A 23926-nucleotide genomic window follows, 5' to 3' on the forward strand; every position below is an offset into this window, starting at 1 on the left:
GGGAATAACCGAACCGAGCAGCGACGATACCTTGACACGTCTAACCCTGGCGTTAGATGTCATGGGCGGGGATTTTGGCCCTTCCGTGACAGTGCCTGCAGCATTGCAGGCACTGAACTCTAATTCACAACTCACACTTCTTTTAGTCGGCGATCCCGACACTATCGCGCCATTACTTGCCAAAGCTGATTTTGAACAACGTTCACGTCTGCAGGTTATCCCTGCGCAGTCAGTTATTGCCAGTGATGCCCGGCCCGCGCAAGCGATTCGCGCCAGCCGCGGTAGCTCAATGCGCATTGCGCTGGAGTTAGTAAAAGAAGGGCGGGCGCAGGCCTGCGTCAGCGCGGGTAATACCGGAGCGCTAATGGGGCTGGCGAAGCTGTTGCTCAAACCCATTGAGGGGATTGAGCGCCCTGCGCTGGTTACCATGCTGCCGCACCAGCTGAAGGGCAAAACGGTGGTGCTGGATTTAGGCGCCAACGTGGATTGCGATAGCACTATGCTGGTGCAGTTTGCCGTCATGGGGGCGGTCCTTGCGGAAGAAGTTATTGGTATTAAGGATCCCCGCGTTGCGCTTCTGAATATCGGCGAAGAAGAGATGAAAGGTCTCAGCAGCATTCGCGACGCGGCGGCCGTTTTGAAAACTTTGCCAACCCTCAACTATATTGGGTATCTGGAAGCCAACGAGTTGTTGACGGGGAAAACGGATGTGTTGGTTTGTGATGGATTCACGGGCAACGTCACATTAAAAACGATGGAAGGTGTTGTCAGAATGTTCCTTTCACTGTTGAAATCACAGGGAGAGGGGAAAAAAAGGTCGTGGTGGCTGCTTTTATTAAAGCGTTGGTTACAAAAAAGCCTGTCGAGGCGATTCAGTCACCTCAACCCCGACCAGTATAATGGTGCCTGTCTGTTAGGATTACGCGGTTCCGTGATCAAAAGTCATGGGGCTGCCAATCAGCGCGCTTTTTGCGTGGCGATAGAGCAGGCAGTGCAGGCTGTGCAGCGGCAGATTCCTCAGCGAATTGCCGCTCGCCTGGAATCTTTATACCCTGCAGGTTTCGAATTGCCTGAGGACGGCAGAAGCGGGAACGCCAGGCCTCAAAGCCCGGTGACCGGAAACGACTGACGCCTCGCAGTTTGAGTTAACCAGGTATATTACCCAAGAGTGACTGAGCGTACATGTATACGAAGATTATTGGTACCGGCAGCTATCTGCCTGAGCACGTGCGTACGAACGCTGAACTGGAAAATATGGTCGATACGTCAGACGAGTGGATTGTCACTCGTACCGGTATCCGTGAGCGTCGTATTGCCGCGCCGAACGAAACAGTTGCTACCATGGGCCTTGAAGCCGCTAAGCATGCGCTGGATATGGCGGGCGTAAAGCCGGAGCAAATTGGTCTGATTATTGTTGCGACCACCTCCGGTACCCATGCGTTTCCCAGCTCGGCTTGCCAGATTCAATCAATGCTGGGTATTAAAGGTTGCCCGGCCTTCGACGTCGCTGCGGCCTGCGCGGGTTTCACCTACGCGCTCAGCGTTGCCGATCAATACGTGAAAAACGGCGCGGTCGATTACGCGCTGGTGATCGGCGCTGATGTTCTGGCGCGTACCTGCGATCCTGCCGATCGCGGAACCATTATCATTTTCGGCGACGGCGCAGGTGCCGTGGTGCTGGGGGCTTCCGAAGAGCCGGGTATTATCTCTACGCATCTGCATGCGGATGGGAGCTACGGCGAACTGCTGACGCTACCGAACGCCGATCGCGTCGATCCGGAAAACCCGATCTTCCTGACCATGGCGGGCAACGAAGTCTTTAAAGTGGCCGTGACCGAGCTGGCTCATATCGTCGATGAAACTTTAGCTGCGAATAATCTCGAGCGTTCGTCGCTGGACTGGCTGGTACCACATCAGGCTAACCTGCGTATTATCAGCGCCACGGCGAAGAAGCTGGGCATGTCGATGGACAACGTCGTCGTCACGCTCGACAGGCACGGTAATACTTCAGCCGCTTCTGTGCCTTGTGCGCTGGATGAAGCCGTGCGCGATGGCCGCATTCAACGTGGTCAGCTTATTCTGCTGGAAGCCTTTGGTGGCGGTTTCACCTGGGGTTCCGCGCTGGTTCGTTTTTAGGATAAGGATTTAAACATGACGCAATTTGCTTTTGTTTTCCCGGGACAGGGCTCTCAGAGTGTCGGGATGCTGTCAGATATGGCGGCCGCTTACCCGGTAATCGAAGAGACGTTCCGTGAAGCCTCTGCGGCGTTGGGTTACGATCTGTGGGCGCTTGCACAGCAGGGCCCGGCGGAAGAATTAAATAAAACCTGGCAGACCCAACCGGCGCTGCTGACCGCTTCCGTTGCGCTCTATCGCGTCTGGCAGCAGCAGGGCGGAAAAGCGCCGATGATGCTGGCTGGCCATAGCCTTGGCGAATATTCAGCGCTGGTATGCGCGGGCGTTATCAATTTTTCCGACGCCGTTCGCCTTGTTGAACTGCGCGGTAAGTTCATGCAGGAAGCGGTTCCGGAAGGTACCGGGGCGATGTCTGCGATCATCGGTCTTGACGATGCTGCGATTGCGAAAGCCTGCGAAGAGTCTGCCGAAGGGCAGGTGGTTTCTCCGGTGAACTTTAACTCGCCGGGTCAGGTCGTTATTGCCGGTAATAAAGAGGCCGTAGAACGCGCAGGGGCGGCCTGTAAGGCTGCAGGCGCTAAACGTGCTCTGCCGCTGCCGGTCAGCGTCCCATCCCACTGCGCGCTGATGAAGCCCGCAGCGGAGAAACTGGCCGTTGAGCTGCAAAAAATAACCTTCAACGCGCCAGCTATTCCAGTCGTGAATAACGTTGACGTGAAAAGTGAAACGACGCCTGAAGCTATTCGCGATGCCCTTGTCCGTCAGCTGTATAGCCCGGTTCAGTGGACCAAAACCGTTGAATTTATGGCATCACAGGGCGTAGAGCATCTGTATGAAGTTGGCCCGGGTAAAGTCCTCACCGGTCTGACTAAACGTATTGTTGACACCCTGACCGCTTCCGCGCTTAACGAGCCGGCAGCTATGTCTGCGGCGCTTGAGCAATAAAAGAGGAAAACCATGAGTTTTGAAGGAAAAATCGCGCTGGTTACCGGTGCAAGTCGCGGGATTGGCCGCGCAATCGCTGAGACGCTCGTTGCCCGTGGGGCAAAAGTTATCGGTACTGCGACCAGCGAAAGCGGCGCGCAGGCGATTAGCGATTATTTAGGTGCTAACGGGAAAGGCATGCTGCTGAATGTGACCGATCCTGCATCTATCGAATCTGTTCTGGGAAATATTCGCGCAGAATTTGGTGAAGTTGATATCCTGGTGAACAATGCCGGGATTACTCGTGATAACCTGTTAATGCGCATGAAAGATGACGAGTGGAACGATATTATCGAAACCAACCTGTCATCTGTTTTCCGTCTGTCAAAAGCGGTAATGCGCGCTATGATGAAAAAGCGTCATGGACGTATTATCACTATCGGTTCTGTGGTTGGTACCATGGGAAATGCGGGTCAGGCCAACTACGCTGCGGCGAAAGCGGGTCTGATTGGCTTCAGTAAATCACTGGCTCGCGAAGTTGCGTCCCGCGGTATTACTGTAAACGTTGTTGCTCCGGGCTTTATTGAAACGGACATGACGCGTGCGCTGACCGATGAGCAGCGTGCGGGTACGCTGGCGGCAGTTCCTGCGGGGCGCCTTGGCTCTCCAAATGAAATCGCCAGCGCGGTGGCATTTTTAGCCTCTGACGAAGCGAGTTACATCACTGGTGAAACTCTGCACGTCAACGGCGGAATGTACATGGTCTGACCGAGATTTGCGCAAAACGTTCAGGAACCGCGCAGTCCGTGCGGTTCTCTGTAATGTTTTGTACAAAATCATTTGCGTTATGAGGGCAAACAGCCGCAAAATAGCGTAAAATCGTGGTAAGACCTGCCGGGATTTAGTTGCAAATTTTTCAACATTTTATACACTACGAAAACCATCGCGAAAGCGAGTTTTGATAGGAAATTTAAGAGTATGAGCACTATCGAAGAACGCGTTAAGAAAATTATCGGCGAACAGCTGGGCGTTAAGCAGGAAGAAGTTACCAACAATGCTTCCTTCGTTGAAGACCTGGGCGCTGATTCTCTTGACACCGTTGAGCTGGTAATGGCTCTGGAAGAAGAGTTTGATACTGAGATTCCGGACGAAGAAGCTGAGAAAATCACTACTGTTCAGGCTGCCATTGATTACATCAACGGCCACCAGGCGTAAGTGAACATCTCCAGGCGGTCACTCGACCGCCTGAGTTTTATCCATATTTTGTCCCACAAGAATCTATTTTCCCTCCCTGGAGGACAACCGTGTCTAAGCGTCGTGTAGTTGTGACCGGACTGGGCATGTTGTCTCCTGTCGGCAATACCGTAGAGTCTACCTGGAAAGCTCTCCTTGCCGGTCAGAGTGGCATCAGCCTGATCGACCATTTCGATACTAGCGCCTATGCAACGAAATTTGCTGGCTTAGTAAAGGATTTTAACTGTGATGACTTCATCTCGCGTAAAGAACAGCGCAAGATGGACGCCTTCATTCAATATGGAATTGTCGCTGGCATTCAGGCCATGCAGGATTCTGGCCTTGAAGTGACGGAAGAGAATGCTACCCGCATCGGTGCCGCTATTGGTTCCGGTATTGGCGGACTTGGCCTGATCGAAGAAAACCACAGTTCGCTGGTAAAAGGCGGACCGCGTAAGATCAGCCCGTTCTTTGTTCCTTCCACAATCGTTAACATGGTGGCCGGGCATCTGACCATCATGTTTGGTCTGCGTGGACCAAGCATTTCCATCGCGACCGCCTGCACCTCTGGCGTCCACAATATTGGTCACGCAGCGCGCGTTATCGCTTATGGCGATGCTGACGCAATGGTTGCCGGTGGCGCAGAAAAAGCCAGTACCCCTCTGGGCGTAGGCGGCTTTGGTGCAGCACGAGCGCTCTCCACGCGCAATGACAACCCGCAGGCGGCAAGCCGTCCATGGGATAAAGAGCGTGATGGTTTCGTACTGGGCGACGGCGCAGGCATGGTCGTGCTGGAAGAGTACGAACACGCGAAAAAACGCGGCGCGAAAATCTATGCGGAAATCGTCGGTTTTGGTATGAGCAGCGATGCCTACCATATGACTTCACCGCCGGAAGATGGCGCTGGCGCAGCGCTGGCGATGGTTAACGCTATTCGCGACGCGGGCATTGAAGCAAGCCAGATTGGCTACGTCAACGCTCACGGGACTTCTACGCCGGCAGGCGATAAAGCAGAAGCGCAGGCGGTGAAATCCGTCTTCGGCGACGCTGCCAGCCGCGTAATGGTCAGCTCGACTAAATCCATGACCGGCCACCTGCTGGGCGCGGCGGGCGCAGTAGAGTCTATCTACTCCATCCTCGCGCTGCGCGATCAGGCCGTTCCGCCAACCATTAACCTGGATAACCCGGATGAAGGTTGCGACCTGGACTTCGTTCCGCACGAAGCGCGCCAGGTTAGCGGAATGGAGTATACCCTGTGTAACTCCTTTGGCTTCGGTGGTACCAACGGCTCGCTGATTTTCAAGCGCGTCTAGCGGTCGATGCAGTCAATAAAAAACGGCACGTTTATACGTGCCGTTTTTTTATGTCTGACGTTAGAGGGCAGAGGCATTCGCTATCAAGGCGTCAGCATAATGTTATTTGTAGGTCACAGTAAGTAACAGGGTTGAATGAAAACTCCCTCCGGTGACACGATCGGAGGTGGCATACATTCGAGAGGACAACTCTATGGTCCTTCCTGTTTCATAAGCAGTTCCAGTCATTCCACCAAAGCAATTTTGCAAATAACCACCATCTTTGCCAAAGGCCGATTGCAGTGCAATACCTGTGGCACTTCCGTCATTTTTTGCCAGACATTTATTGGATGGATCTGGCGTACCGGAGAAGTTAACAATTATGTCCGTTGTTGACGGTGGGCAAGAGGTGAATACGATGGTGTAATTCTGCCACTCGCTGGCATCCCCTGCCCTGGTAAAATCAGATGTCTTTGAATCCGGGAATGTAATGGTCTGATTGAGCGAATGTGCAGTATCTACCGTGCAGGCAGAGGCGACCACCGTCCCCGTCAGATTAATGTCTGTCGCAAATGCCGGAACGGCGGTCATCATTATCCCGAGCGCAGCCGTAAGGCATGAAATAACCTCTATTATTCGCAGTCTCATTATTTATATCCGGTCTCTTAAGTTATCCTACGGATAGGTGATGGTGGCCTGGACTTGAGCTGAAATGGTGCCCGGCAGAGGATTCCATTTAGAGACGGCACGGGCGCGCAAGTTGATTATGTAGACTCCTCCTACTTCGAGATTTTCCAGCGTGGTCCCATTTTTGTAAGCGGTTTCTGACAGGGTATTGGTTAATTCAACCATGACGCGTTGAGCGGTCCCGGTATTTTTGTAATAAGCCGGATCGTCATCATCGCTAGTACCCGTGAAGGTCACATTAAAGAATCTGGCCGAAGGGGGGCAAACAAGCTCAAGATCTGCGGTTTTCCATTCACTGCCGCTGCCTGGTTCAAAAATATCTCCGGCCCGAATAGAATCTCCCAGATCAATAGAGAGGGTTTCATTACCGCCATTGACCTCGCAAGGAGAGGCGATAACTTTTCCCGTGATATCGATATTGACCGCGTGGCTTAAAGGCGTGAATAATCCGCAGCTGGCGGTAACTAAGGTTGCCAAAAGTCCTTGTTTAATTTTCATTTCCTTTCCTTGTTTAGTTATAGGTTAATTTGAGTTCGATAGCGGATTTCACTTCGCCAGCCGTCACGCTTGCAGTATTCTCAATATAATAAGCAACTTTAAATTCAGGGATTTCATATTCACCTGAACCTGCGTAATCACTGAGTGCTATTGAGCTATTAACCGTATGGGGTGTTCCGTCGGCATTCTGGACCTGAATGTAAACGTTTTGCGCGTAGCCATCGCCATTAACGGCGTTGAGTATTCCATTTGAGGCATCGCGCGCGCCGTAAACGGCACTAAAGTTATAAGAAATACCGTCAATCGCGCCGGGACAGTTGATTAATTTGATGGTCGGAGCTTCAGTAATAGTTTGCGCACCATTTTTCAGCTTATTACCGTAAAGCGCAGGAAGCTTTATTTCCGTCGGTGCATCTACCGTGCAGGAAGTTGTTTTAGGTTGCGACGCAATCGTTGAGCTATAAATACCGTGAGTGAATACAGCGGTACCCCTTCCATCTGGGTTGTAAAAAGTGGCAGTTACCTGCGGTGCGCTGGTAATTTTACCGGCAGGGATCTTATTTGTCAGCCTGACAAGTCGGTATTTTACGTGGACGTAAGTGCTTATATCTGCAGCGACCTGCTGCCCTAAATTGAAGCGACTATTCGGAGTCGATTCTGTGCCTCCACCCGCATCAGTCAGTGTATCCACGCTCGTTTTATATTGAATGCCAATACCCGGATTGCTGGTCGCGTAGATATTGTCACCGACCAGGGGTCCGTTAATTGAAAGGGCAATATAAGAGCCGGTTGTATCACTCCTCGATACCGTTGTCGGCAGCGATCCCGCTTCCTCCCAATAGGTCGTTTCTCCAGGGTTAGCTGGCAGCGTGAAATCACCAAATTTATAGTTCATTACGCTTCCCCTGACCGCATCAAAATAGTCTGCATGCGCGGGGAAGAGGGCAAAGAAAGTGATTGCCGCGATGGGTAAATAGAGTTTTGCTTTCATCTCGTGGCGCCTTTTCCTTTCTATTGGCAGGAGGATGTTAGTTCAGCGACCCCGCTTGCGGGGTCGACGTCAGGTAGCTGCCAGAGAAACTCGCACTGTTCTGACGCTGTTTGCCCCCATTTTGCCGTGGCGGTACCGTTAGTCGGCATGCCGGTAAGATAAACTTGCCCGCCGTCGCCGACGATAGAACCGGACGGCTTGTCGACGCCGTTGATTGAGACCATTGCGCCAAAGGGGACGACGTCACCGCTGCGGCGAATGAGCGTCATTAACACTCGTTTGCCGACGTGAGCCGCAAAGTGGGTGCGGACGATGGCTCCACGAGTGGGCGTAACGGTTTGTGAGGTCAGCTCTACGTCGGCATTATCCGGTAGCGTCGCCGTATCCAGGGAAATCACGCTTTCACGATAGGGGGAGACATACGGAACAATGGTATAGCCGCGATAATCGGTTTTTACCCCTGTTTGATTCATTACCGTCACGCCATCTGCACCGGGCGCTTCGACCAGGGCTGCAGTTTCGCCTAACTCCTGACTGAGCGTCAGGCCGTGAGCGTGGGCGACGATTCCGCCGTCGATACCATAGTTGACGCGGCGCTGATCGCGGTCATAGCTGTACGCCGAATTGACCCGGGCATAGGTGCCCTGATAGTCAAGACTGGCATAACCACCATTGCCTTCACCGTGATTTGTCTGGCTTTGCTGGATGTTCCAGTTCAGATTGTTGTCTGCCAGCGTAGAGCCATTCATCCCCAGATTATGGCTGGTGCTACCGTGCTTACTGGTGTTCAGACTGTAGGTAGCGTAGTTATTACCTGACCAGAGATCGAAAGGAACGTTGATGTTAAATGAGAAGATCTGATCTTTATCATAAACTTTTTTATTGTCGGTATCGGTGGTGTTTTCGTTATAGCTATAGTTGAGGTTGTAAGTTACTCCTGCCCAGTTGTTACTATATCCCACGCTGATGGAGCGCATTTTACGCTCGCTATTCCAGTAATCCTCACTCATCATGTTGAGGGTGAGCGAACCCAGGTTTTGGCTGATATTCTGGTTAAGCTGAAGCTCGGCGCGATTGCGGCGGCGATCGTTTTGACTTTTCCAGTCGTTATCGCGCCACGTGTCCAGTACCTCTGACAGGCTATAGTAGCCCGAGGTTGAGTATCGATAGCCCGCAATTGAGAAATTGGTTCCCGTTTCAATAATGTTCTTACTGTAGCGTATGCGCCATGATTGACCACTTTCTTTGCTTTCGTCCTGTTTTCTTGACCATGCCTGCGCGCTGTCTATCGATAGCGCTCCCAGCATTCCTAAATTTTTACCTGCACCCAGAAGGACGGACTGGTAATGTTGAGAGAACTGACCGCCGCTATAAACGGTAAAGCCTGCCGGTAGACCGTAAATGACGGTCCCTTGCGTAAACGTGTCTTTATTAATATCGCTGTCATAAGGGCGGTACTGGCCGCTGGTCAGACTATATTTCAACCGGCCTTCACGCTGCAGTACGGGAAGGGAGGCAAAGGCGATTTTCTGATGTTGTTCGCTGCCGTCAGCTTCTTTAATCGTGACGTCAAAATCGCCGCTGCTGCCGGTGGGGTACATGTCAGCGATCTCAAACGCTCCCGGAGATACATAGCTCTGATAGATGGTATAGCCGTTCTGTTTAACGATCACCTGAGCGTTAGTGCGTGCAATACCGCGAATTACTGGCGCATAGCCGCGGAGGCTATCGGGAAGCATATCGTCATCGGAGGCGAGCTGCGCACCGCGGAAGGGGACGCTGTCAAAGATGTCCGAAGGCGCGGTGCTGTCGCCAATTGTGAGCTGGCTTTTCAGGGCGATGATATTGCGCTGTGCATAGGTATAGAGTGAATCCCAGCTCTCCTGTGTTTGCCCACCGCTGCTGTTACGGTTCCAGGTCGTGTAGTTGCGGATTCGCCAGGGGCCGATATTAAAACCGGGTCTTAAGTTCAGATAATAGCTGTTCGAGTCTTCTGCGCCGCGTTGACGAGCTTCGGTATTGGCGCCGCTAAAGTTGTAGTTCAGCAGTAGCGCATTAATTCCTTCGTCTAGCCGCTCCGGAGCCACATAGCCGCGGGCATGGTTGTTTAATGCAGCTTGTGGAATAGAGAGGCGTAGCTGCTGGCGATCGAAGACAAATTCCGCATTGGCCTGTGGAATAACCTGTAAGTTGGCGCAATCTTTACCGTCAGCAAGCTGGGGAAATGACTGTGTACGGATACCAAATTTTTGTAATGCCTCAAGGCTAAGACAGGGCTGGAGCGTAGCGTTGCCCTGGCTATCTTTTTGCATTACAAAGTCAATATCATATAGACCGACTGATGTTTTATTGACGATAACGTCAACATGATAGTTTCCCGGTATCTGGCCGATGCCTTCTTCAAAAGCAGAGAGGTCGGTCAGATCCTTTCCCGGCCCATCGATCCCGAGAAAGGCCGGATTAAAATACTCGCGAGCTAATGCGGTATTATGAATAGATAAAGCACACTGCAAGGCAATAAAGCAGGCGATACGACTGAGCGTTATTTTCTTTTTGTAGGCGTCTACATTCATCCCGATATCCTTTCGGTGCTAACACTGGTTAGCGTTATAAACGTGCTCGATGCTCTTTTCCGACGGAGCCATAATCAGTAATCAGCGTCCATACCACATCGCCGCTCGCGCCGGCAGGAATGGCAAAGCTAACCGAGCTCTTCGGTGCAACCCAGGCGGCATTTTTTACCGAAGTATTGCCCATTTTGATGGTACTGAAGTTCATGTAGTACGCTGTAGGATTGCTAACGATCAGAGTATTACCGTTACGCTGCCAGGTTAATTTTTCGGCAATATCTTCCGGCATTTTGATAAGCGCCTGGGGGCGATATATTAACTTGATGCGCGTTTTTATGGCTATTTGCAGGCTATTTACATTATCCTGCTTCTCCGTCGAAGGAATAGATTTAATATTCATCCAGTACAGAGACTCCCGGTCCTCAGGTAAGTTACCGCCGGTGCGAATTATTCTTAGCGTGTTCTCTTGTCCAGGCCCGAGACGAAAGAGCGGTGGAGTAACCATAAAGGGTGATTTATCGTTGTTTTTTTCGCCGCTATCGCTCCAGGATTGTATCAGATATGATGATTTGTCAGGATTTTTTACGCTAATTGAAGTCTCCTTTTTATCACCGTTATAAATAACGCGCGTTCCACCGATAATAACGCCGGCTTGAGCTGATACTGTCATCATTAATAGCGTTGTGGCAATTAATACTAAGCTTTTTTTCATTGGCAATATCCCGAAAAATAAAGCCGGGTTTCCGGCCTTATTTTTGTATGGTTGTGATAAATGAAGAAAGGGGCGATCAGTTGTAGGTCAGCGTGAAGTTTACGGTACCATTAGCATCACCGGCTTTCACTGTATCTGTGGTTGCGATATAGCGAGCGAAGAAGTTAAGAGTGGTTTCTTCAGCTGCATTGTTGCTAATAGTTACCGGTCTGGAAGACGTGCCCAGCGGCAGCGCCGAGGTATCGTCGTTGAGTAACTGAATCGCCACGCCTTCAGCAACATTTTCACTACCCGCACCGGTCAACTGTAAATAATCGGTATTGATGCTATCCGGAGTACCGTCATATTTAACGCTAATCGGCTTACCCAACAGGTCTTCCGGGCATTCCGTCAATACCAGCGAGAAGCGAGTGGTCGCCGCCGTGTCGCCAGCAGCCGGCAGTGCGGTTTTAGAGACTTCACCGAGCTTCACATCCTGTGCGCTGGTGACTCCGCCATTAATTTTACAACCGGTTTCTGTTATTTTACCGGTAAAATTAATCTGGCCATCCTGTGCTGATGCAGAAGAGGCAATCCCCATGGTGGCAACAAAAGCGATAGTAGCTAATTTTAATTTCATTGATGAGTCCTTGATAAAGATAAGTGACGATGATTTTTCCATTTCATCGATAGGGAAATAATAATCGTACAGAATTTAATATTAATTTCGGGCAATTTGATTATAGGTATTCTTAGTGATGTGGGTAGCTATGTTTTCTAAAACTGGATTGTAGATTTTTTTAAAAATCAATATTTATTATGTGATTTTTCATGTGAATAGTATTACTTGATGTGTATCCTTATTATTTATCTGAATGCTTTGATGGAAGGTAAAATCAGTTTTTGTGGATTATGAATTCACTAATTATGGCAACTAAACAAGTAGGCACAGAAGGGTTTATTGATTTGTACAGATGGTTGCATAATGCGTCCTCTGAAGGCACTCTTATCGTTATTAATAATGAGGGGGGTGAATGTATCTACTGAATGGCGCATGGGCGAATGTGTTACCGGTGAACGATCGCGGCGTGCAGTTTGGCGATGGCTGTTTTACCACCGCGCGAATTGTGGCGGGACAGGTTCAGTTCCTCAACGCACACCTGACTCGGCTACAAACGACCTGCAAAAAGCTCTTTATCCCCTTTAACGACTGGGAATTGTTGGCAGGGGAGATGGCACGCCTTGCGCAGCCCCATTCTGATGGTGTGCTGAAAGCGATCATCACGCGCGGAGTGGGCGGTCGAGGCTATAGCGCCGCAGGCTGCGTAAATCCCAGCCGCATCCTCAGCGTATCGCCTTACCCGGCTCACTACCACCGCTGGCGTAAAGAAGGGATCTCCGTCTCGCTGAGCCCGGTTCAGCTGGGATGCAACCCTTTACTTGCCGGACTCAAACACCTTAATCGCCTTGAGCAGGTGCTGATTCGTTCTCATCTTGAGCAGACGGATGCCGATGAGGCGCTGGTCCTTGACAGCGAAGGGTGGCTTACGGAATGCTGTGCCGCGAACATATTCTGGCGTACAGGCTTTGACGTCTTTACCCCGCGCCTCGATCGGGCGGGAGTCAACGGCATTATGCGTCAACACATTCTCGCTAAGCTGGCACCATCGCCGTTTCGCGTTGTCGAAGTCACCATGCGCCCCGATGCGTTACGCGAAGCCGACGAGGTCGTTGTCTGTAACGCATTGATGCCGCTGGTGCCGGTTCGCCGCTGGGACGATAAATGCTGGTCCGCGCGCGAGCTTTACCATTTTTTAGCCCCCTTGTGTGAGCTGTCTGATTAGTCATGAAGAAAATGTTACGTTTCATCCTGCTATTGGTGGTGGTGCTGGGCATCGCCGCTGGCGTCGGTATGTGGAAAGTTCGCCAACTGGCGGACAGCAAATTACTGATTAAAGAAGAGACCATCTTTACCCTCGAGACCGGCACAGGTCGCCTGGCGCTTGGGCAGCAGCTCTACAGCGATAAAGTGATCAACCGACCTCGGGTGTTTCAGTGGCTGCTGCGCATTGAGCCTGAGCTATCCCACTTTAAAGCCGGAACCTATCGCTTCACGCCTGAGATGACGGTACGTCAAATGCTGCAGCTGTTAGCCAGCGGCAAAGAGGCCCAGTTTCCGCTACGCTTCGTGGAAGGGATGCGGGTGAGCGACTACCTGCGCCAGCTGCGCGATGCGCCCTACGTAAAGCATACGCTGGCGGACGATCGCTATGAAACCGTCGCAAAGGCTCTCGATCTGGAGCATCCCGATTGGGTCGAAGGATGGTTCTGGCCGGATACCTGGATGTATACCGCCAACACCAGCGATGTGGCGATCCTTAAGCGCGCGCATCAGAAGATGGTTGCCGCGGTCGATAAAGCCTGGGAAGGGCGGATGGATAATCTGCCGTACAAAGATAAAAATCAGCTGCTGACCATGGCCTCGATCATTGAGAAAGAGACCGCAGTGGCCGAAGAGCGTGACCGCGTAGCCTCGGTGTTTATCAACCGCTTACGTATCGGCATGCGTCTGCAAACCGATCCAACCGTGATTTACGGCATGGGTGAGGGTTATAATGGTAAGTTGACGCGTAAAGACCTGGAAACCCCAACCGCTTACAACACCTATGTCATTAACGGCATGCCGCCCGGCCCGATAGCCGCGCCGGGGGAAGCCTCGCTCAACGCCGCCGCGCATCCGGCAAAAACGCCGTACCTCTATTTTGTCGCGGACGGGAAGGGCGGACATACGTTTAATACCAACCTGATCGGCCATAACCGCTCGGTTCAGGACTATCTGAATGTACTTAAGGAAAAAAATGCGCAGTAACTATATCGTCATCGAGGGCCTGGAGGGCGCAGGGAAAACTACCGCACGTAATCTTGTGGTAGAGACGCTAAAACAGCTGGGCATTAGCGACATGGTGTTTACCCGCGAGCCGGGTGGTACTATCCTGGCCGAGAAACTGCGCAGCCTGGTGCTGGATATACAGTCCACCGGCGATGAAGTTATCAATGATAAAGCCGAAGTACTGATGTTTTACGCGGCGCGCGTGCAGCTGGTTGAGACGGTGATTAAACCCGCGCTGGCCCGCGGCCAGTGGGTCATTGGCGATCGTCACGATCTCTCGACTCAGGCCTATCAGGGCGGCGGCCGCGGTATCGACCAAACGATGCTGGCAACCCTGCGCGATGCGGTACTGGGCGATTTTCGTCCCAATCTGACGCTCTACCTGGATGTGACTCCCGAGGTAGGGCTGAAGCGCGCCCGCGCTCGCGGCGAACTCGACCGTATCGAACAGGAGTCGCTCGATTTCTTTAACCGTACGCGCGCGCGCTACCTTGAGCTGGCGGCACAGGACGACACCATACGCACCGTTGACGCCACCCAGCCGCTTGAGGCCGTAGAGCGCGATATCCGCGCGGTGGTGAATCAGTGGGTCGCGGAGCAGCGCGCATGAAATGGTATCCGTGGTTACGTCCCTCTTTTGAACAGCTAGTTTCCGGCTATCAGGCGGGACGGGGTCACCATGCGCTACTGGTTCAGGCGCTGCCGGGTATGGGAAGCGACGCGTTGATTTACGCGCTGTGTCGTTTTCTGATGTGCCGGCAGCCGGAGGGGCATAAAAGCTGCGGTCGATGCCATAGCTGTCAGCTGATGCAAGCCGGGACGCATCCGGATTATTATGCGTTGATCCCGGAAAAGGGGAAGAGCTCGCTCGGGATTGACGCCGTGCGTGAAGTGAGCGAAAAACTCTATGAACGAGCCCGTCTGGGCGGCGCGAAGGTCGTCTGGATAGACGATGCCGCTCTGCTGACCGACGCGGCGGCCAACGCCCTGCTGAAAACGCTGGAGGAGCCGCCGGAAAACACATGGTTCTTCCTTGCCTGTCAGGAGCCCGCACGCCTGCTGGCCACGTTGCGCAGCCGCTGCCGGTTACATCATCTTGCTCCGCCTTCTGAACAGTATGCGCTGGCGTGGTTAGAACGAGAAGTGACAATGTCACAAGATGCATTGCTCGCGGCGCTGCGGCTTAGCGCCAATGCCCCGGCGGCGGCGCTGGATCTGCTGCAGGACGCTCACTGGAGCGTGCGGCTGCAGCTTTGCCAGTCCCTGGGCGCTGTTTTAACCCACGGCGACTGGCTGTCTCTGCTGCCGGTATTGAATCATGAGCAGGCCGCGATTCGTCTGCATTGGCTGGCATCACTGCTGGTCGATGCACAAAAAAGGCAGCAGGGAATTACGCTTATCAGCAATCCCGATGCCTGGCCTCTGGTGAATCAACTGGCCGCTGCGCTGCCGGCCGCGCGTTTACAGGCGATCGCGCGCGACGTTAACGCCTGCCGCGAGCAGTTGCTGAGCGTTGTCGGTATCAATCGCGAACTGCTGCTTACCGAGCGCCTTCTGCGCTGGGAACATTACCTGCAACCTGGGGCGGTCCTTCCCGTATCCCACCTCTGAGAGAGACATTATGTTTTTAGTCGACTCCCATTGCCATCTCGATGGCCTGGATTATCAAACGCTGCATAAAAACGTGGACGATGTGCTGGCTAAAGCCGCCGCCCGCGATGTGAAATTTTGCCTGGCGGTGGCCACAACCCTGCCGGGATATCGCGGTATGCGCGAGCTGGTGGGCCAGCGTAACGACGTCGTTTTCTCCTGCGGCGTGCATCCGTTGAACCAGGATGAAGAGTACGACGTTGAGGCGCTGCACCAGCTCGCCGCAGAGGATGGCGTGGTGGCGATGGGTGAAACCGGACTGGATTATTTCTACACGCCGGAAACCAAAGCGCGCCAGCAGACGTCGTTTCGCGACCATATCCGGATAGGCCGGGAGCTGAATAAGCCGGTTATCGTGCATACCCGAGATGCCCGCGCCGATACGCTGGAAATTTTACACGAAGAAAAAGTGACGGATTGCGGTGGCGTACTACACTGTTTCACTGAGGATAGAGAGACAGCGGGTAAGCTGCTGGATATGGGGTTCTACATCTCGTTTTCCGGCATTGTGACGTTCCGTAATGCGGAGCAGCTTCGCGATGCAGCGCGCTATGTACCTCTCGATCGCCTGTTGGTAGAGACCGATTCGCCCTATCTGGCTCCGGTACCGCATCGTGGTAAAGAGAACCAACCGGCATTGGTCAGGGATGTCGCCGAGTATATGGCGGTTCTTAAAGGCGTATCGCTGGAGCAACTGGCACAACAGACCACGGAAAATTTCGCGACGCTTTTTCATATCGACCCCTCCCGGCTGCAACCTCTCTGATATTCCTTATTATTTTAAGGCTCGTAATTAATAGCTAAAGCGAGTAAAGTTCACCGCCACAAATGGGGCGGTGAAGGTTTTTTGGCAACATTCAGACACGAGTTATGTAAACCAGTGTAAGTTTTTGGCTCGTGTCTGATTGAAACGTGATAGCCGTCAAACAATCATCCCGGTAATTATTTTACTCTGTGTAATAAATAAAGGGCGCTTAGATGTCCTGTCCACGGCGCGGTTCTCCCCCCGGGCCAATGCGTGAAAGCGTAAAAAAGCACCAAATACTCAGGAGCACTCTCAATTATGTTTAAGAATGCATTTGCTAACCTGCAGAAGGTCGGTAAATCGCTGATGCTGCCGGTATCCGTACTGCCTATCGCAGGTATCCTGCTGGGCGTCGGTTCCGCAAACTTCAGCTGGCTGCCAGCCGTAGTTTCCCACGTCATGGCAGAAGCGGGCGGTTCAGTCTTCGCTAACATGCCGCTGATTTTTGCTATCGGTGTCGCACTTGGCTTCACCAATAACGACGGCGTATCCGCTCTGGCATCGGTCGTCGCTTACGGCATCATGGTGAAAACCATGTCCGTGGTTGCGCCTCTGGTTCTGCATTTACCTGCTGAAGAGATTGCGGCTAAACACCTTGCAGATACCGGCGTACTCGGCGGTATCATCTCGGGTGCCATCGCAGCGTACATGTTCAACCGCTTCTATCGCATCAAGCTGCCTGAATATCTGGGCTTCTTTGCGGGCAAGCGTTTTGTGCCAATTATCTCCGGTCTGGCAGCGATTTTCACGGGCGTGATCCTGTCCTTTATCTGGCCGCCGATCGGTACTGCCATCCAGACGTTCTCCCAGTGGGCTGCTTACCAGAACCCGGTTGTCGCGTTCGGTATCTACGGCTTCATTGAACGTTGCCTGGTGCCGTTTGGTCTGCACCATATCTGGAACGTACCTTTCCAGATGCAGATTGGCGAATACACCAACGCAGCAGGTCAGGTCTTCCACGGCGATATTCCGCGCTACATGGCAGGCGACCCAACGGCGGGCAAACTGTCCGGCGGCTTCCTGTTCAAAATGTACGGTCTGCCGGCTGCCGCTATCGCTATCTGGCACTCTGCTAAGCCAGAAAACCGCGCGAAAGTGGGCGGTATCATGATCTCCGCAGCGCTGACCTCGTTCCTGACCGGTATCACCGAGCCGATCGAGTTCTCTTTCATGTTCGTTGCGCCGATCCTGTACATTATCCACGCGATTCTGGCGGGCCTGGCCTTCCCGATCTGTATCCTGCTGGGTATGCGTGACGGGACGTCGTTCTCTCACGGCCTGATCGACTTTATCGTTCTCTCCGGCAACAGCAGCAAGCTGTGGCTGTTCCCGATCGTCGGTATCTGCTACGCGATCGTGTACTACGTGGTCTTCCGCGTGCTGATTAAAGCGCTGGATCTGAAAACCCCGGGTCGCGAAGATGCAACCGAAGACAGCAAAGCTGGCGCGACCAGCGAAATGGCTCCGGCACTGATCGCTGCTTTCGGCGGTAAAGAGAACATTACTAACCTTGACGCATGTATCACTCGTCTGCGCGTGAGCGTGGCGGATGTGGCGAAAGTTGATCAGGCTGGCCTGAAAAAACTGGGCGCCGCAGGCGTGGTTGTTGCAGGTTCGGGCGTTCAGGCTATTTTCGGTACTAAATCCGATAACCTGAAAACTGAAATGGATGAATACATCCGCAACAGCTAAGTTGTGATATGGGGAGACTAAGGCAGCCAACTGGCTGCCTTTTTTAATGGCCGCAGGCGTTAAAAGCGCGCCCGCGGATTTTGTCACGTTAACCAGAGATCAGAACTGATAGCTGGCGGTAATGCTGAAGTTGCGCGGTTCGCCGTAGACAATTGAACCATCGATGTTGGTGTCGTAGGTTTTATCGAACAGGTTATTGACGTTACCCTGCAAAGCAAAATTTTTAGTGACCTGGTAGCGAGTGAACAAATCAACCAGCGCATAGCTGCCCTGTTCCGCACGGAAGGTGCCGTATGGCGTCGCGGTATCTTTATATACCCGGTTCTGCCAGTTAACGCCGCCGCCAACGGTCAGTTCAGGCATTACCGGCAGACGGTAGCTGGTAAACAGTTTGACGCTGGTTCGCGGCAGGTTGGGATTCACCGCATTGCCTTCATTATCTTCAGCGACAAAACGCGTCGCCCCAAAGGTCATCTGCCAGTTATCGGTAATCGCACCGTTGATTTCGAACTCCACCCCTTTGCTCACGGTTCCATCGACGGTTTTATAGGCTGCTTCGCCGTTGCTACCGGGGATTTGCCCACCGGTCGCCTGGCCGAGATTATCCTGCTCGATGCGGAATATCGCGAGAGTCGTGGTTAATCGGCTGTCCATCCAGTCCGACTTCAGGCCCACTTCATAGTTATTCCCGGTAATCGGCGTCAGATACTTACCCGAGCTATCGCGCTTGTTCTGCGGCTGGAAGACCGAGGTATAGCTGGTGTAGGCCGACCAATTGTCGTTTATGTCGTAAACCAGCCCGGCGTATGGGGTGGTATGATTTTTCTCCATGTTGTAGGTCAGCGTCTCAATGCTCCAGTTGTTATAGCGGACGCCAAGGATCAGATGCAGCGGATCAAGCAGGGAAATACGCGTAGCGGCATACACCGATTTCATGCGCGTGGTATCGTCCTGCGCCAGACTCTGCGGGCCCCAGCTGGTTTCCGGGAACCCAGCGCTATTGAAGCTGTAGAAGCTGCCAATCTCATTGGGGAAGACGTTTGCCCACGAGCTGAAATAGCGGTTATTTTGCTTGCTGTAGCTGCCGCCTATCATCAGATTATGCTGGCGGCCGAACAGGTCGTAGCCGCCGTCGGTGAACAGATCCACGGCGTCGACTTTACGCTTTCCGCTATTCCAGCCGGTACCGCCTACGTAGTCATAGCCCGGACCGTAGCTGCTATAAGGCCCCTCCAGCATCCCGGTCGCTTTATTGACGTAAGCATCTACGTACATCATTTTGCTGTCGAACTTGACCTCGGAGTGAGTGGCGTTCAGCGTTGCCTGCCAGGTATCAGCAAAGCGTTGTTTCAGCGTAACGAAGACTTTATTGATCTCTTTGTCGTTATAGGCCCAGTCTGGAGCGGTGCTGTGGGCGCGATCGTAACGGTTTGTGCTGCCATCGGTATTCCAGCGCGGCAGACCGCCCCATGTCGGGCTATTGACGTTGATACGCTGATACTCGTAGCCGGCGGATAAACTGGTCGACGTCGCGAGATCCGCATCCACAATCCCCGAGAAGAACGTTTTTTCGCTGTTGTAACGATCGAGCCATGAGTCATTATTTTGATAACCAGCGATAATGCGCGCCCGCACGTTGCCATCTTCAGTTAGCGGACTTTGCATATCGGCAACGTAGCGCTGCTTGTTCCAGCTGCCGTACTCCGCAGAGACATTTCCCTTGAACTCGCGGCTGGTCGCATGCTTACGGATCATATTGATCGACGCGGCGGGATTACCGGTGCCGGTCAGCAGACCATTCGCGCCGCGGACGACCTCCACCCGTTCGAAAAGAGCCATATCGGAAAGCGCGTCGCCCAGATTCCAGCGGGATTCAAACCAGGTCGGAATGCCATCGACCATATAGTTATCGATCTCAAAACCACGAGAGTAGTAGCTGGTGCGGTCAGAATCTGCCTGGCTGCTGCTGATCCCCATGGTGTGCTCCATCACATCACCCAGCGTTTGCAACTGCTGATCGCGCATCCGTTGTTCGGTGATGATACTGACCGATTGCGGGATATCGCGCTGGGCCATCTCCATTTTTGTCCCTGCGGAGGTAGTTTTGACGCTGTAATCCTGTTCTTGCGTATCCGAAGCGCTATCTGCGGAACCTTCTACAATAATAGTGTCTTCGGAGTGACTGGCAGCCTGGCTAAGGTTTGGGGAGAGCGCCAGCGCTATGCCCATCGCAAGCAGGGATGGAGCGTTTCGCCCATCCCGGGAGTGAGTGGAGAGAGACATCATAAACCCTTGATCATGAGATAATTGTTATTCGCTACGGCTCTCTGGCCGCGGTCGATCGTAAGCGCACTGCATTCATTTTGAATACAAATGAGAAATATACGCATTAATATTTAAACTGTAAATAAGGGTAAGCATGAAGGTCATAAAGGCGTTATTTCTGCCGTTGCATCGTTTCCAGGTAATAAACGATTAATCCGTCGGCAGCCAGGCGCTTTGTGGCGTAAGAAAAAACGCATTCAGGTTGAAAGAGGGGGAGTAACTCGCTCATACTCTTAGAGGAATTCCGTGCGTCCGCGTTTACCTGCAGGGGCAGGCCAGTGCACGGTATAAAAATGATTAAGGAATCAGTCATGGCAGAAGAAACGATTTTCAGCAAAATCATTCGCCGGGAGATCCCGTCGGATGTGGTTTATCAGGATGAGCTCGTTACCGCTTTTCGCGATATCTCTCCGCAGGCGCCGACCCATATTCTGATCGTTCCCAATATCCTGATTCCCACCGTCAATGATGTGACCGCAGAGCATGAGCTGGCTCTGGGGCGCATGATGACCGTAGCGGCGAAAATCGCCCGCGACGAGGGGCTCGCCGACGATGGCTATCGCCTGATCGTTAACTGCAATCGCCACGGCGGCCAGGAGGTCTATCATATCCATATGCACCTGCTGGGCGGCCGTCCGTTAGGCCCGATGCTGGCTCATAAAGGTTAAACTCCATGCGTGCAGCCCATATCGGCGCATTACTGGCCGTGACATTACTGGCCGGGTGCAGTTCGCATCCGGAAATACCGGTCAGCGATCAGCAAAGTCTGGTGATGGAATCAAACGTACTGGCAGCAGGAATCAGCGCTGAAGTACCAACGGTAACTGCATCCGAGATTCAGGCGACGGCGACCACCAGATTGTTCAATGAACGCCAGGTTCCGGTGACCGTGCATTATCGCTTTTTCTGGTATGACGCCAGGGGACTGGAAATGCATCCGCTGGAGTCTGCACGCAGCATAACGGTTCCTGCGCACTCTTCCGTTACGCTTTATGGCAGCGCCAATATTCTGGGGGCGCACAAGGCCCGACTTTATCTTTATCTGTAAGAGGTAATCGTAATGATTAAACTATGTCGCTATGCATTAGTTACCGCACTGGCGATATTCCTTGCCGGATGCGTGGGTCAACGTCAGGAACCCGCTCCCGTTGAGGAAGCGCAGCCGAAGCCGCAGCAGCCTGTTCAGCCGCAGCCGACTGTGCCGACTATTCCCGTGATACCGACCCAGCCGGGTCCGATTGAACACGGCGAGCAGCCTGCGCAGCCGGCGCCGCGCGTGCGTCATTTTGACTGGCACTCCGCGGTGCAGCCGATGATTGGTCAGATGCTGCAGGCCAGCGGCGTAAATGCGGGCAGCATTTTGCTGGTCGACAGCGTCAACAACCGCACTAACGGCACGTTGAATGCGGGTGAAGCCACCACGGCGCTGCGTAATGCGCTTGAGGGTAACGGAAAATTCACCCTGGTTTCCCAGCAGCAGCTGGGCGTGGCCAAACAGCAGCTTGGCCTGTCGCCACAGGATAGCCTTGGTAGTCGCAGCAAAGCGATGGGCATTGCGCGCACCGTTGGCGCACAGTATGTGCTCTATTCCAACGCAACCGGCAACGTCAATTCACCTGAGCTGAAAATGCAGCTGATGCTGGTACAAACCGGCGAAATTATCTGGTCGGGTAAAGGTGCTGTTCAGCAACAATAAGCTCACGCGCGACGAAGTGCTGTCGCGCTTTTTCCCCCACTATACGCCTGTCGCCGCGCTGTCCGAAACCGGGCTGAGCGGCGGCAGCTGTATTCTCAGCGATGGCCGGCGAAAGCGGGTGCTGCGCCAGCCGCACGACCCGCATGCGCCGTCCTGCGACTTCCGCCGCCAGTACCGTGTGCTTTCCCGCCTTCCCAATACCTTAGCGCCTGCGCCGGTTTTTTATTCTCCCGCCTGGATGGTGGTGGAATATTGCTCTGGCGACGTGGTCAACGCATTACCGGAGTGTCCGGCGCTCGCAGGGTTGCTGTATCATCTGCACCGGCAGCCACGCTTTGGCTGGCGTATCGCGCTGCGGCCGCTGCTTGAGCGTTACTGGCAGCAGTGCAGTCCTGCGCGCCGTACACCGCTGTGGCTACGGTGGCATAAGCGGCTGCTTCGCCGGGGCGAACCGCAGCCGTTACGTCTGGCGCCCTTACATATGGATGTCCATGCGGGCAACATTGTTCGCGGCGAGGCGGGACTGCGGCTGATTGACTGGGAATATGCGGGCGATGGCGATATCGCGCTGGAACTGGCGGCGGTGTGGATCGACCCCGTTGCGCATCGCCAGCTTACCGCAGAGTATGCGCGACAGGCGCACATTGATGAGCTTCAGCTCTGGCGGCAAATTCAGCGCTGGCGCCCTTGGGTGCGGCTGCTGATGGCGGGCTGGTATGAACGACGCTGGCAGCAAACCGGCGACCGGCAGTTTATCACGCTGGCCGATGAGATATGGCGTCAGTTAGACAAAAAATAAAAGGATAAGAGAGGTGGCTGTGGGCCCGGTAATGTTGGATGTCGAAGGTTTTGAACTGGATGCGGAAGAGCGTGAGATTCTGGCGCATCCTTTGGTTGGCGGGCTGATCCTGTTTACCCGCAACTATCACGATCCGGCGCAGCTGCGTGAGCTGGTTCGCCAGATCCGCGAGGCTTCGCGCAACCATCTGGTGGTGGCGGTCGATCAAGAAGGCGGTCGCGTGCAGCGTTTCCGCGAGGGCTTTACCCGTCTTCCTGCAGCGCAATCCTTCGCCGCCCTGCTAGGCATGGAAGAGGGCGGCCGGCTGGCCGCAGAAGCCGGTTGGCTGATGGCCAGCGAAATGATCGCTATGGATATTGATATCAGCTTTGCGCCGGTGCTGGATGTCGGACATATCAGCGCCGCTATTGGCGAGCGCTCTTATCATCAGGACCCCGACAAGGCGCTGGCGATAGCTCGCCATTTCATCGATGGCATGCACGGCGCGGGTATGAAAACCACCGGCAAGCACTTCCCGGGGCATGGGGCGGTGACGGCAGACTCTCACAAAGAGACGCCGCGCGATCCGCGTGCGGAAGCGGAAATTCGCGCGAAAGATATGGCCGTGTTCCGCACGCTGATCGGCGAGCAGCGTCTGGATGCTATTATGCCCGCCCACGTTATTTACAGCGACGTTGACCCCCGTCCCGCCAGCGGCTCCGCGCACTGGCTGAAAACGGTCCTGCGCGGCGAGCTGGGATTTGACGGCGTAATATTCTCTGACGATCTGTCAATGGAAGGCGCGGCGATTATGGGCAGCTATGCCGAACGCGGCCAGGCGTCCCTGGATGCGGGTTGCGATATGATCCTTGTCTGCAATAATCGTAAGGGTGCGGTCAGCGTGCTGGATAACCTGTCGCCGATCAAAGCAGAGCGTGTTACGAAATTGTATCATAAAGGTTCCATTAGCCGTCAGGCGTTAAGGGATTCCGCCCGCTGGAAGACAATAAGCGCGCAGCTGGAGCAGCTTCACGCGCGCTGGCAAGAGGCGAAGTCCGCGTAATATAC

The 23926-nt window shown here is 53.5% G+C and carries 24 protein-coding genes; 17 read left to right on the top strand and 7 right to left on the bottom strand.

Annotated features, from left to right (window positions below; translation table 11 throughout):
- Positions 1 to 31 precede the first annotated feature (31 nt).
- The 6 genes from plsX to fabF all read left to right on the top strand — a co-directional run bounded on the left by plsX (position 32) and on the right by fabF (position 5606).
- Entirely contained in the window at positions 32 to 1129 is a 1098-nt protein-coding gene (gene plsX, locus KO1_RS10620) for a phosphate acyltransferase PlsX (RefSeq protein ID WP_024274027.1), read from the top strand.
- Between the two features lie 53 nt (positions 1130 to 1182).
- The gene (locus KO1_RS10625; protein WP_004101080.1) at positions 1183 to 2136 is read left to right on the top strand and encodes a beta-ketoacyl-ACP synthase III; all 954 of its coding nucleotides are present in this window, start codon (positions 1183 to 1185) and stop codon (positions 2134 to 2136) included.
- Between the two features lie 15 nt (positions 2137 to 2151).
- Positions 2152 to 3081 (top strand): ACP S-malonyltransferase, encoded by a 930-nt coding sequence (fabD, locus tag KO1_RS10630; RefSeq protein ID WP_004112164.1) that lies wholly within the window; start codon positions 2152 to 2154, stop codon positions 3079 to 3081.
- A gap of 12 nt (positions 3082 to 3093) precedes the next feature.
- A complete protein-coding gene (fabG, locus tag KO1_RS10635; RefSeq protein ID WP_004101082.1) occupies positions 3094 to 3828 on the top strand; it encodes a 3-oxoacyl-ACP reductase FabG in 735 nt (244 codons plus the stop codon).
- A 210-nt stretch (positions 3829 to 4038) separates the two neighbouring features.
- Entirely contained in the window at positions 4039 to 4275 is a 237-nt protein-coding gene (acpP, locus tag KO1_RS10640) for an acyl carrier protein (RefSeq protein ID WP_000103754.1), read from the top strand.
- An 89-nt stretch (positions 4276 to 4364) separates the two neighbouring features.
- Positions 4365 to 5606, top strand: coding sequence for a beta-ketoacyl-ACP synthase II (gene fabF, locus KO1_RS10645; protein ID WP_004101085.1), 1242 nt, complete (start codon positions 4365 to 4367; stop codon positions 5604 to 5606).
- A 102-nt stretch (positions 5607 to 5708) separates the two neighbouring features.
- Here fabF and KO1_RS10650 read toward each other — a convergent pair whose 3' ends face one another.
- The 6 genes from KO1_RS10650 to KO1_RS10675 all read right to left on the bottom strand — a co-directional run bounded on the left by KO1_RS10650 (position 5709) and on the right by KO1_RS10675 (position 11662).
- A complete protein-coding gene (locus KO1_RS10650) occupies positions 5709 to 6179 on the bottom strand; it encodes a fimbrial protein (protein WP_224226618.1) in 471 nt (156 codons plus the stop codon).
- An 81-nt stretch (positions 6180 to 6260) separates the two neighbouring features.
- Positions 6261 to 6770, bottom strand: coding sequence for a fimbrial protein (locus KO1_RS10655; RefSeq protein ID WP_017146128.1), 510 nt, complete (start codon positions 6768 to 6770; stop codon positions 6261 to 6263).
- A 13-nt stretch (positions 6771 to 6783) separates the two neighbouring features.
- Positions 6784 to 7761 (bottom strand): fimbrial protein, encoded by a 978-nt coding sequence (locus tag KO1_RS10660; RefSeq protein ID WP_004101090.1) that lies wholly within the window; start codon positions 7759 to 7761, stop codon positions 6784 to 6786.
- 20 nt (positions 7762 to 7781) lie between these two features.
- Positions 7782 to 10334, bottom strand: coding sequence for a fimbria/pilus outer membrane usher protein (locus KO1_RS10665; RefSeq protein WP_024274030.1), 2553 nt, complete (start codon positions 10332 to 10334; stop codon positions 7782 to 7784).
- A gap of 34 nt (positions 10335 to 10368) precedes the next feature.
- Entirely contained in the window at positions 10369 to 11043 is a 675-nt protein-coding gene (locus tag KO1_RS10670; protein ID WP_004101093.1) for a fimbrial biogenesis chaperone, read from the bottom strand.
- Between the two features lie 76 nt (positions 11044 to 11119).
- Positions 11120 to 11662, bottom strand: a complete 543-nt coding sequence (locus KO1_RS10675; protein WP_004112172.1) for a fimbrial protein — start codon at positions 11660 to 11662, stop codon at positions 11120 to 11122.
- Between the two features lie 394 nt (positions 11663 to 12056).
- On the opposite strand from KO1_RS10675, the gene pabC reads away from it, so the two are divergent.
- The 6 genes from pabC (at position 12057) to ptsG (ending at position 18059) form a co-directional block, all read left to right on the top strand.
- On the top strand, positions 12057 to 12866 hold the full coding sequence (gene pabC / locus KO1_RS10680) for an aminodeoxychorismate lyase (RefSeq protein WP_004112174.1): 810 nt from the start codon (positions 12057 to 12059) through the stop codon (positions 12864 to 12866).
- A 2-nt stretch (positions 12867 to 12868) separates the two neighbouring features.
- Entirely contained in the window at positions 12869 to 13891 is a 1023-nt protein-coding gene (gene yceG / locus KO1_RS10685) for a cell division protein YceG (protein WP_004101098.1), read from the top strand.
- Entirely contained in the window at positions 13881 to 14522 is a 642-nt protein-coding gene (gene tmk, locus KO1_RS10690) for a dTMP kinase (protein ID WP_004101099.1), read from the top strand. Before yceG ends, tmk begins: the two co-directional genes overlap by 11 nt.
- Positions 14519 to 15523 carry a DNA polymerase III subunit delta' gene (gene holB, locus KO1_RS10695; protein ID WP_024274031.1) on the top strand — a complete coding sequence of 335 codons (1005 nt, stop codon included), beginning with the start codon at positions 14519 to 14521 and terminating at the stop codon, positions 15521 to 15523. Before tmk ends, holB begins: the two co-directional genes overlap by 4 nt.
- A 10-nt stretch (positions 15524 to 15533) precedes the next feature.
- Positions 15534 to 16328 (top strand): metal-dependent hydrolase, encoded by a 795-nt coding sequence (locus KO1_RS10700; protein WP_004101101.1) that lies wholly within the window; start codon positions 15534 to 15536, stop codon positions 16326 to 16328.
- Between the two features lie 297 nt (positions 16329 to 16625).
- Complete coding sequence (ptsG, locus tag KO1_RS10705) at positions 16626 to 18059, top strand: PTS glucose transporter subunit IIBC (protein ID WP_004101102.1); 1434 nt, start codon at positions 16626 to 16628, stop codon at positions 18057 to 18059.
- Between the two features lie 99 nt (positions 18060 to 18158).
- Here ptsG and fhuE read toward each other — a convergent pair whose 3' ends face one another.
- Positions 18159 to 20342, bottom strand: a complete 2184-nt coding sequence (fhuE, locus tag KO1_RS10710; protein ID WP_004101103.1) for a ferric-rhodotorulic acid/ferric-coprogen receptor FhuE — start codon at positions 20340 to 20342, stop codon at positions 18159 to 18161.
- A 353-nt stretch (positions 20343 to 20695) separates the two neighbouring features.
- Here fhuE and hinT point away from each other — a divergent pair, with 353 nt between their 5' ends.
- The 5 genes from hinT to nagZ are packed head-to-tail and all read left to right on the top strand — an operon-like array spanning position 20696 to position 23921.
- Complete coding sequence (gene hinT / locus KO1_RS10720; protein ID WP_004112181.1) at positions 20696 to 21052, top strand: purine nucleoside phosphoramidase; 357 nt, start codon at positions 20696 to 20698, stop codon at positions 21050 to 21052.
- A gap of 5 nt (positions 21053 to 21057) precedes the next feature.
- Entirely contained in the window at positions 21058 to 21432 is a 375-nt protein-coding gene (locus KO1_RS10725) for a YcfL family putative periplasmic lipoprotein (RefSeq protein ID WP_004101105.1), read from the top strand.
- Positions 21433 to 21444: 12 nt separating this feature from the next.
- Positions 21445 to 22080, top strand: a complete 636-nt coding sequence (gene lpoB, locus KO1_RS10730) for a penicillin-binding protein activator LpoB (protein WP_004101106.1) — start codon at positions 21445 to 21447, stop codon at positions 22078 to 22080.
- The gene (thiK, locus tag KO1_RS10735; protein ID WP_004101107.1) at positions 22061 to 22879 is read left to right on the top strand and encodes a thiamine kinase; all 819 of its coding nucleotides are present in this window, start codon (positions 22061 to 22063) and stop codon (positions 22877 to 22879) included. Before lpoB ends, thiK begins: the two co-directional genes overlap by 20 nt.
- A 31-nt stretch (positions 22880 to 22910) precedes the next feature.
- A complete protein-coding gene (nagZ, locus tag KO1_RS10740; RefSeq protein WP_029779317.1) occupies positions 22911 to 23921 on the top strand; it encodes a beta-N-acetylhexosaminidase in 1011 nt (336 codons plus the stop codon).
- The last annotated feature ends 5 nt before the right edge of the window (positions 23922 to 23926 follow it).

The sequence above is a fragment of the Klebsiella oxytoca NBRC 105695 genome, assembly GCF_001598695.1.
Taxonomy (GTDB): Bacteria; Pseudomonadota; Gammaproteobacteria; order Enterobacterales; family Enterobacteriaceae; genus Klebsiella; species Klebsiella oxytoca.

Coding starts and splice junctions, on each gene's coding strand:
- KO1_RS10625 (WP_004101080.1), top strand. CDS start 1,183: ATGTATACGAAGATTATTGGTACCGGCAGCTATCTGCCTGAGCACGTG.
- fabD (WP_004112164.1), top strand. CDS start 2,152: ATGACGCAATTTGCTTTTGTTTTCCCGGGACAGGGCTCTCAGAGTGTC.
- fabG (WP_004101082.1), top strand. CDS start 3,094: ATGAGTTTTGAAGGAAAAATCGCGCTGGTTACCGGTGCAAGTCGCGGG.
- acpP (WP_000103754.1), top strand. CDS start 4,039: ATGAGCACTATCGAAGAACGCGTTAAGAAAATTATCGGCGAACAGCTG.
- KO1_RS10650 (WP_224226618.1), bottom strand. CDS start 6,179: ATGATGACCGCCGTTCCGGCATTTGCGACAGACATTAATCTGACGGGG.
- KO1_RS10655 (WP_017146128.1), bottom strand. CDS start 6,770: ATGAAAATTAAACAAGGACTTTTGGCAACCTTAGTTACCGCCAGCTGC.
- KO1_RS10660 (WP_004101090.1), bottom strand. CDS start 7,761: ATGAAAGCAAAACTCTATTTACCCATCGCGGCAATCACTTTCTTTGCC.
- KO1_RS10665 (WP_024274030.1), bottom strand. CDS start 10,334: ATGAATGTAGACGCCTACAAAAAGAAAATAACGCTCAGTCGTATCGCC.
- KO1_RS10670 (WP_004101093.1), bottom strand. CDS start 11,043: ATGAAAAAAAGCTTAGTATTAATTGCCACAACGCTATTAATGATGACA.
- KO1_RS10675 (WP_004112172.1), bottom strand. CDS start 11,662: ATGAAATTAAAATTAGCTACTATCGCTTTTGTTGCCACCATGGGGATT.
- pabC (WP_004112174.1), top strand. CDS start 12,057: ATGTATCTACTGAATGGCGCATGGGCGAATGTGTTACCGGTGAACGAT.
- yceG (WP_004101098.1), top strand. CDS start 12,869: ATGAAGAAAATGTTACGTTTCATCCTGCTATTGGTGGTGGTGCTGGGC.
- tmk (WP_004101099.1), top strand. CDS start 13,881: ATGCGCAGTAACTATATCGTCATCGAGGGCCTGGAGGGCGCAGGGAAA.
- holB (WP_024274031.1), top strand. CDS start 14,519: ATGAAATGGTATCCGTGGTTACGTCCCTCTTTTGAACAGCTAGTTTCC.
- KO1_RS10700 (WP_004101101.1), top strand. CDS start 15,534: ATGTTTTTAGTCGACTCCCATTGCCATCTCGATGGCCTGGATTATCAA.
- ptsG (WP_004101102.1), top strand. CDS start 16,626: ATGTTTAAGAATGCATTTGCTAACCTGCAGAAGGTCGGTAAATCGCTG.
- fhuE (WP_004101103.1), bottom strand. CDS start 20,342: ATGTCTCTCTCCACTCACTCCCGGGATGGGCGAAACGCTCCATCCCTG.
- hinT (WP_004112181.1), top strand. CDS start 20,696: ATGGCAGAAGAAACGATTTTCAGCAAAATCATTCGCCGGGAGATCCCG.
- KO1_RS10725 (WP_004101105.1), top strand. CDS start 21,058: ATGCGTGCAGCCCATATCGGCGCATTACTGGCCGTGACATTACTGGCC.
- lpoB (WP_004101106.1), top strand. CDS start 21,445: ATGATTAAACTATGTCGCTATGCATTAGTTACCGCACTGGCGATATTC.
- nagZ (WP_029779317.1), top strand. CDS start 22,911: ATGTTGGATGTCGAAGGTTTTGAACTGGATGCGGAAGAGCGTGAGATT.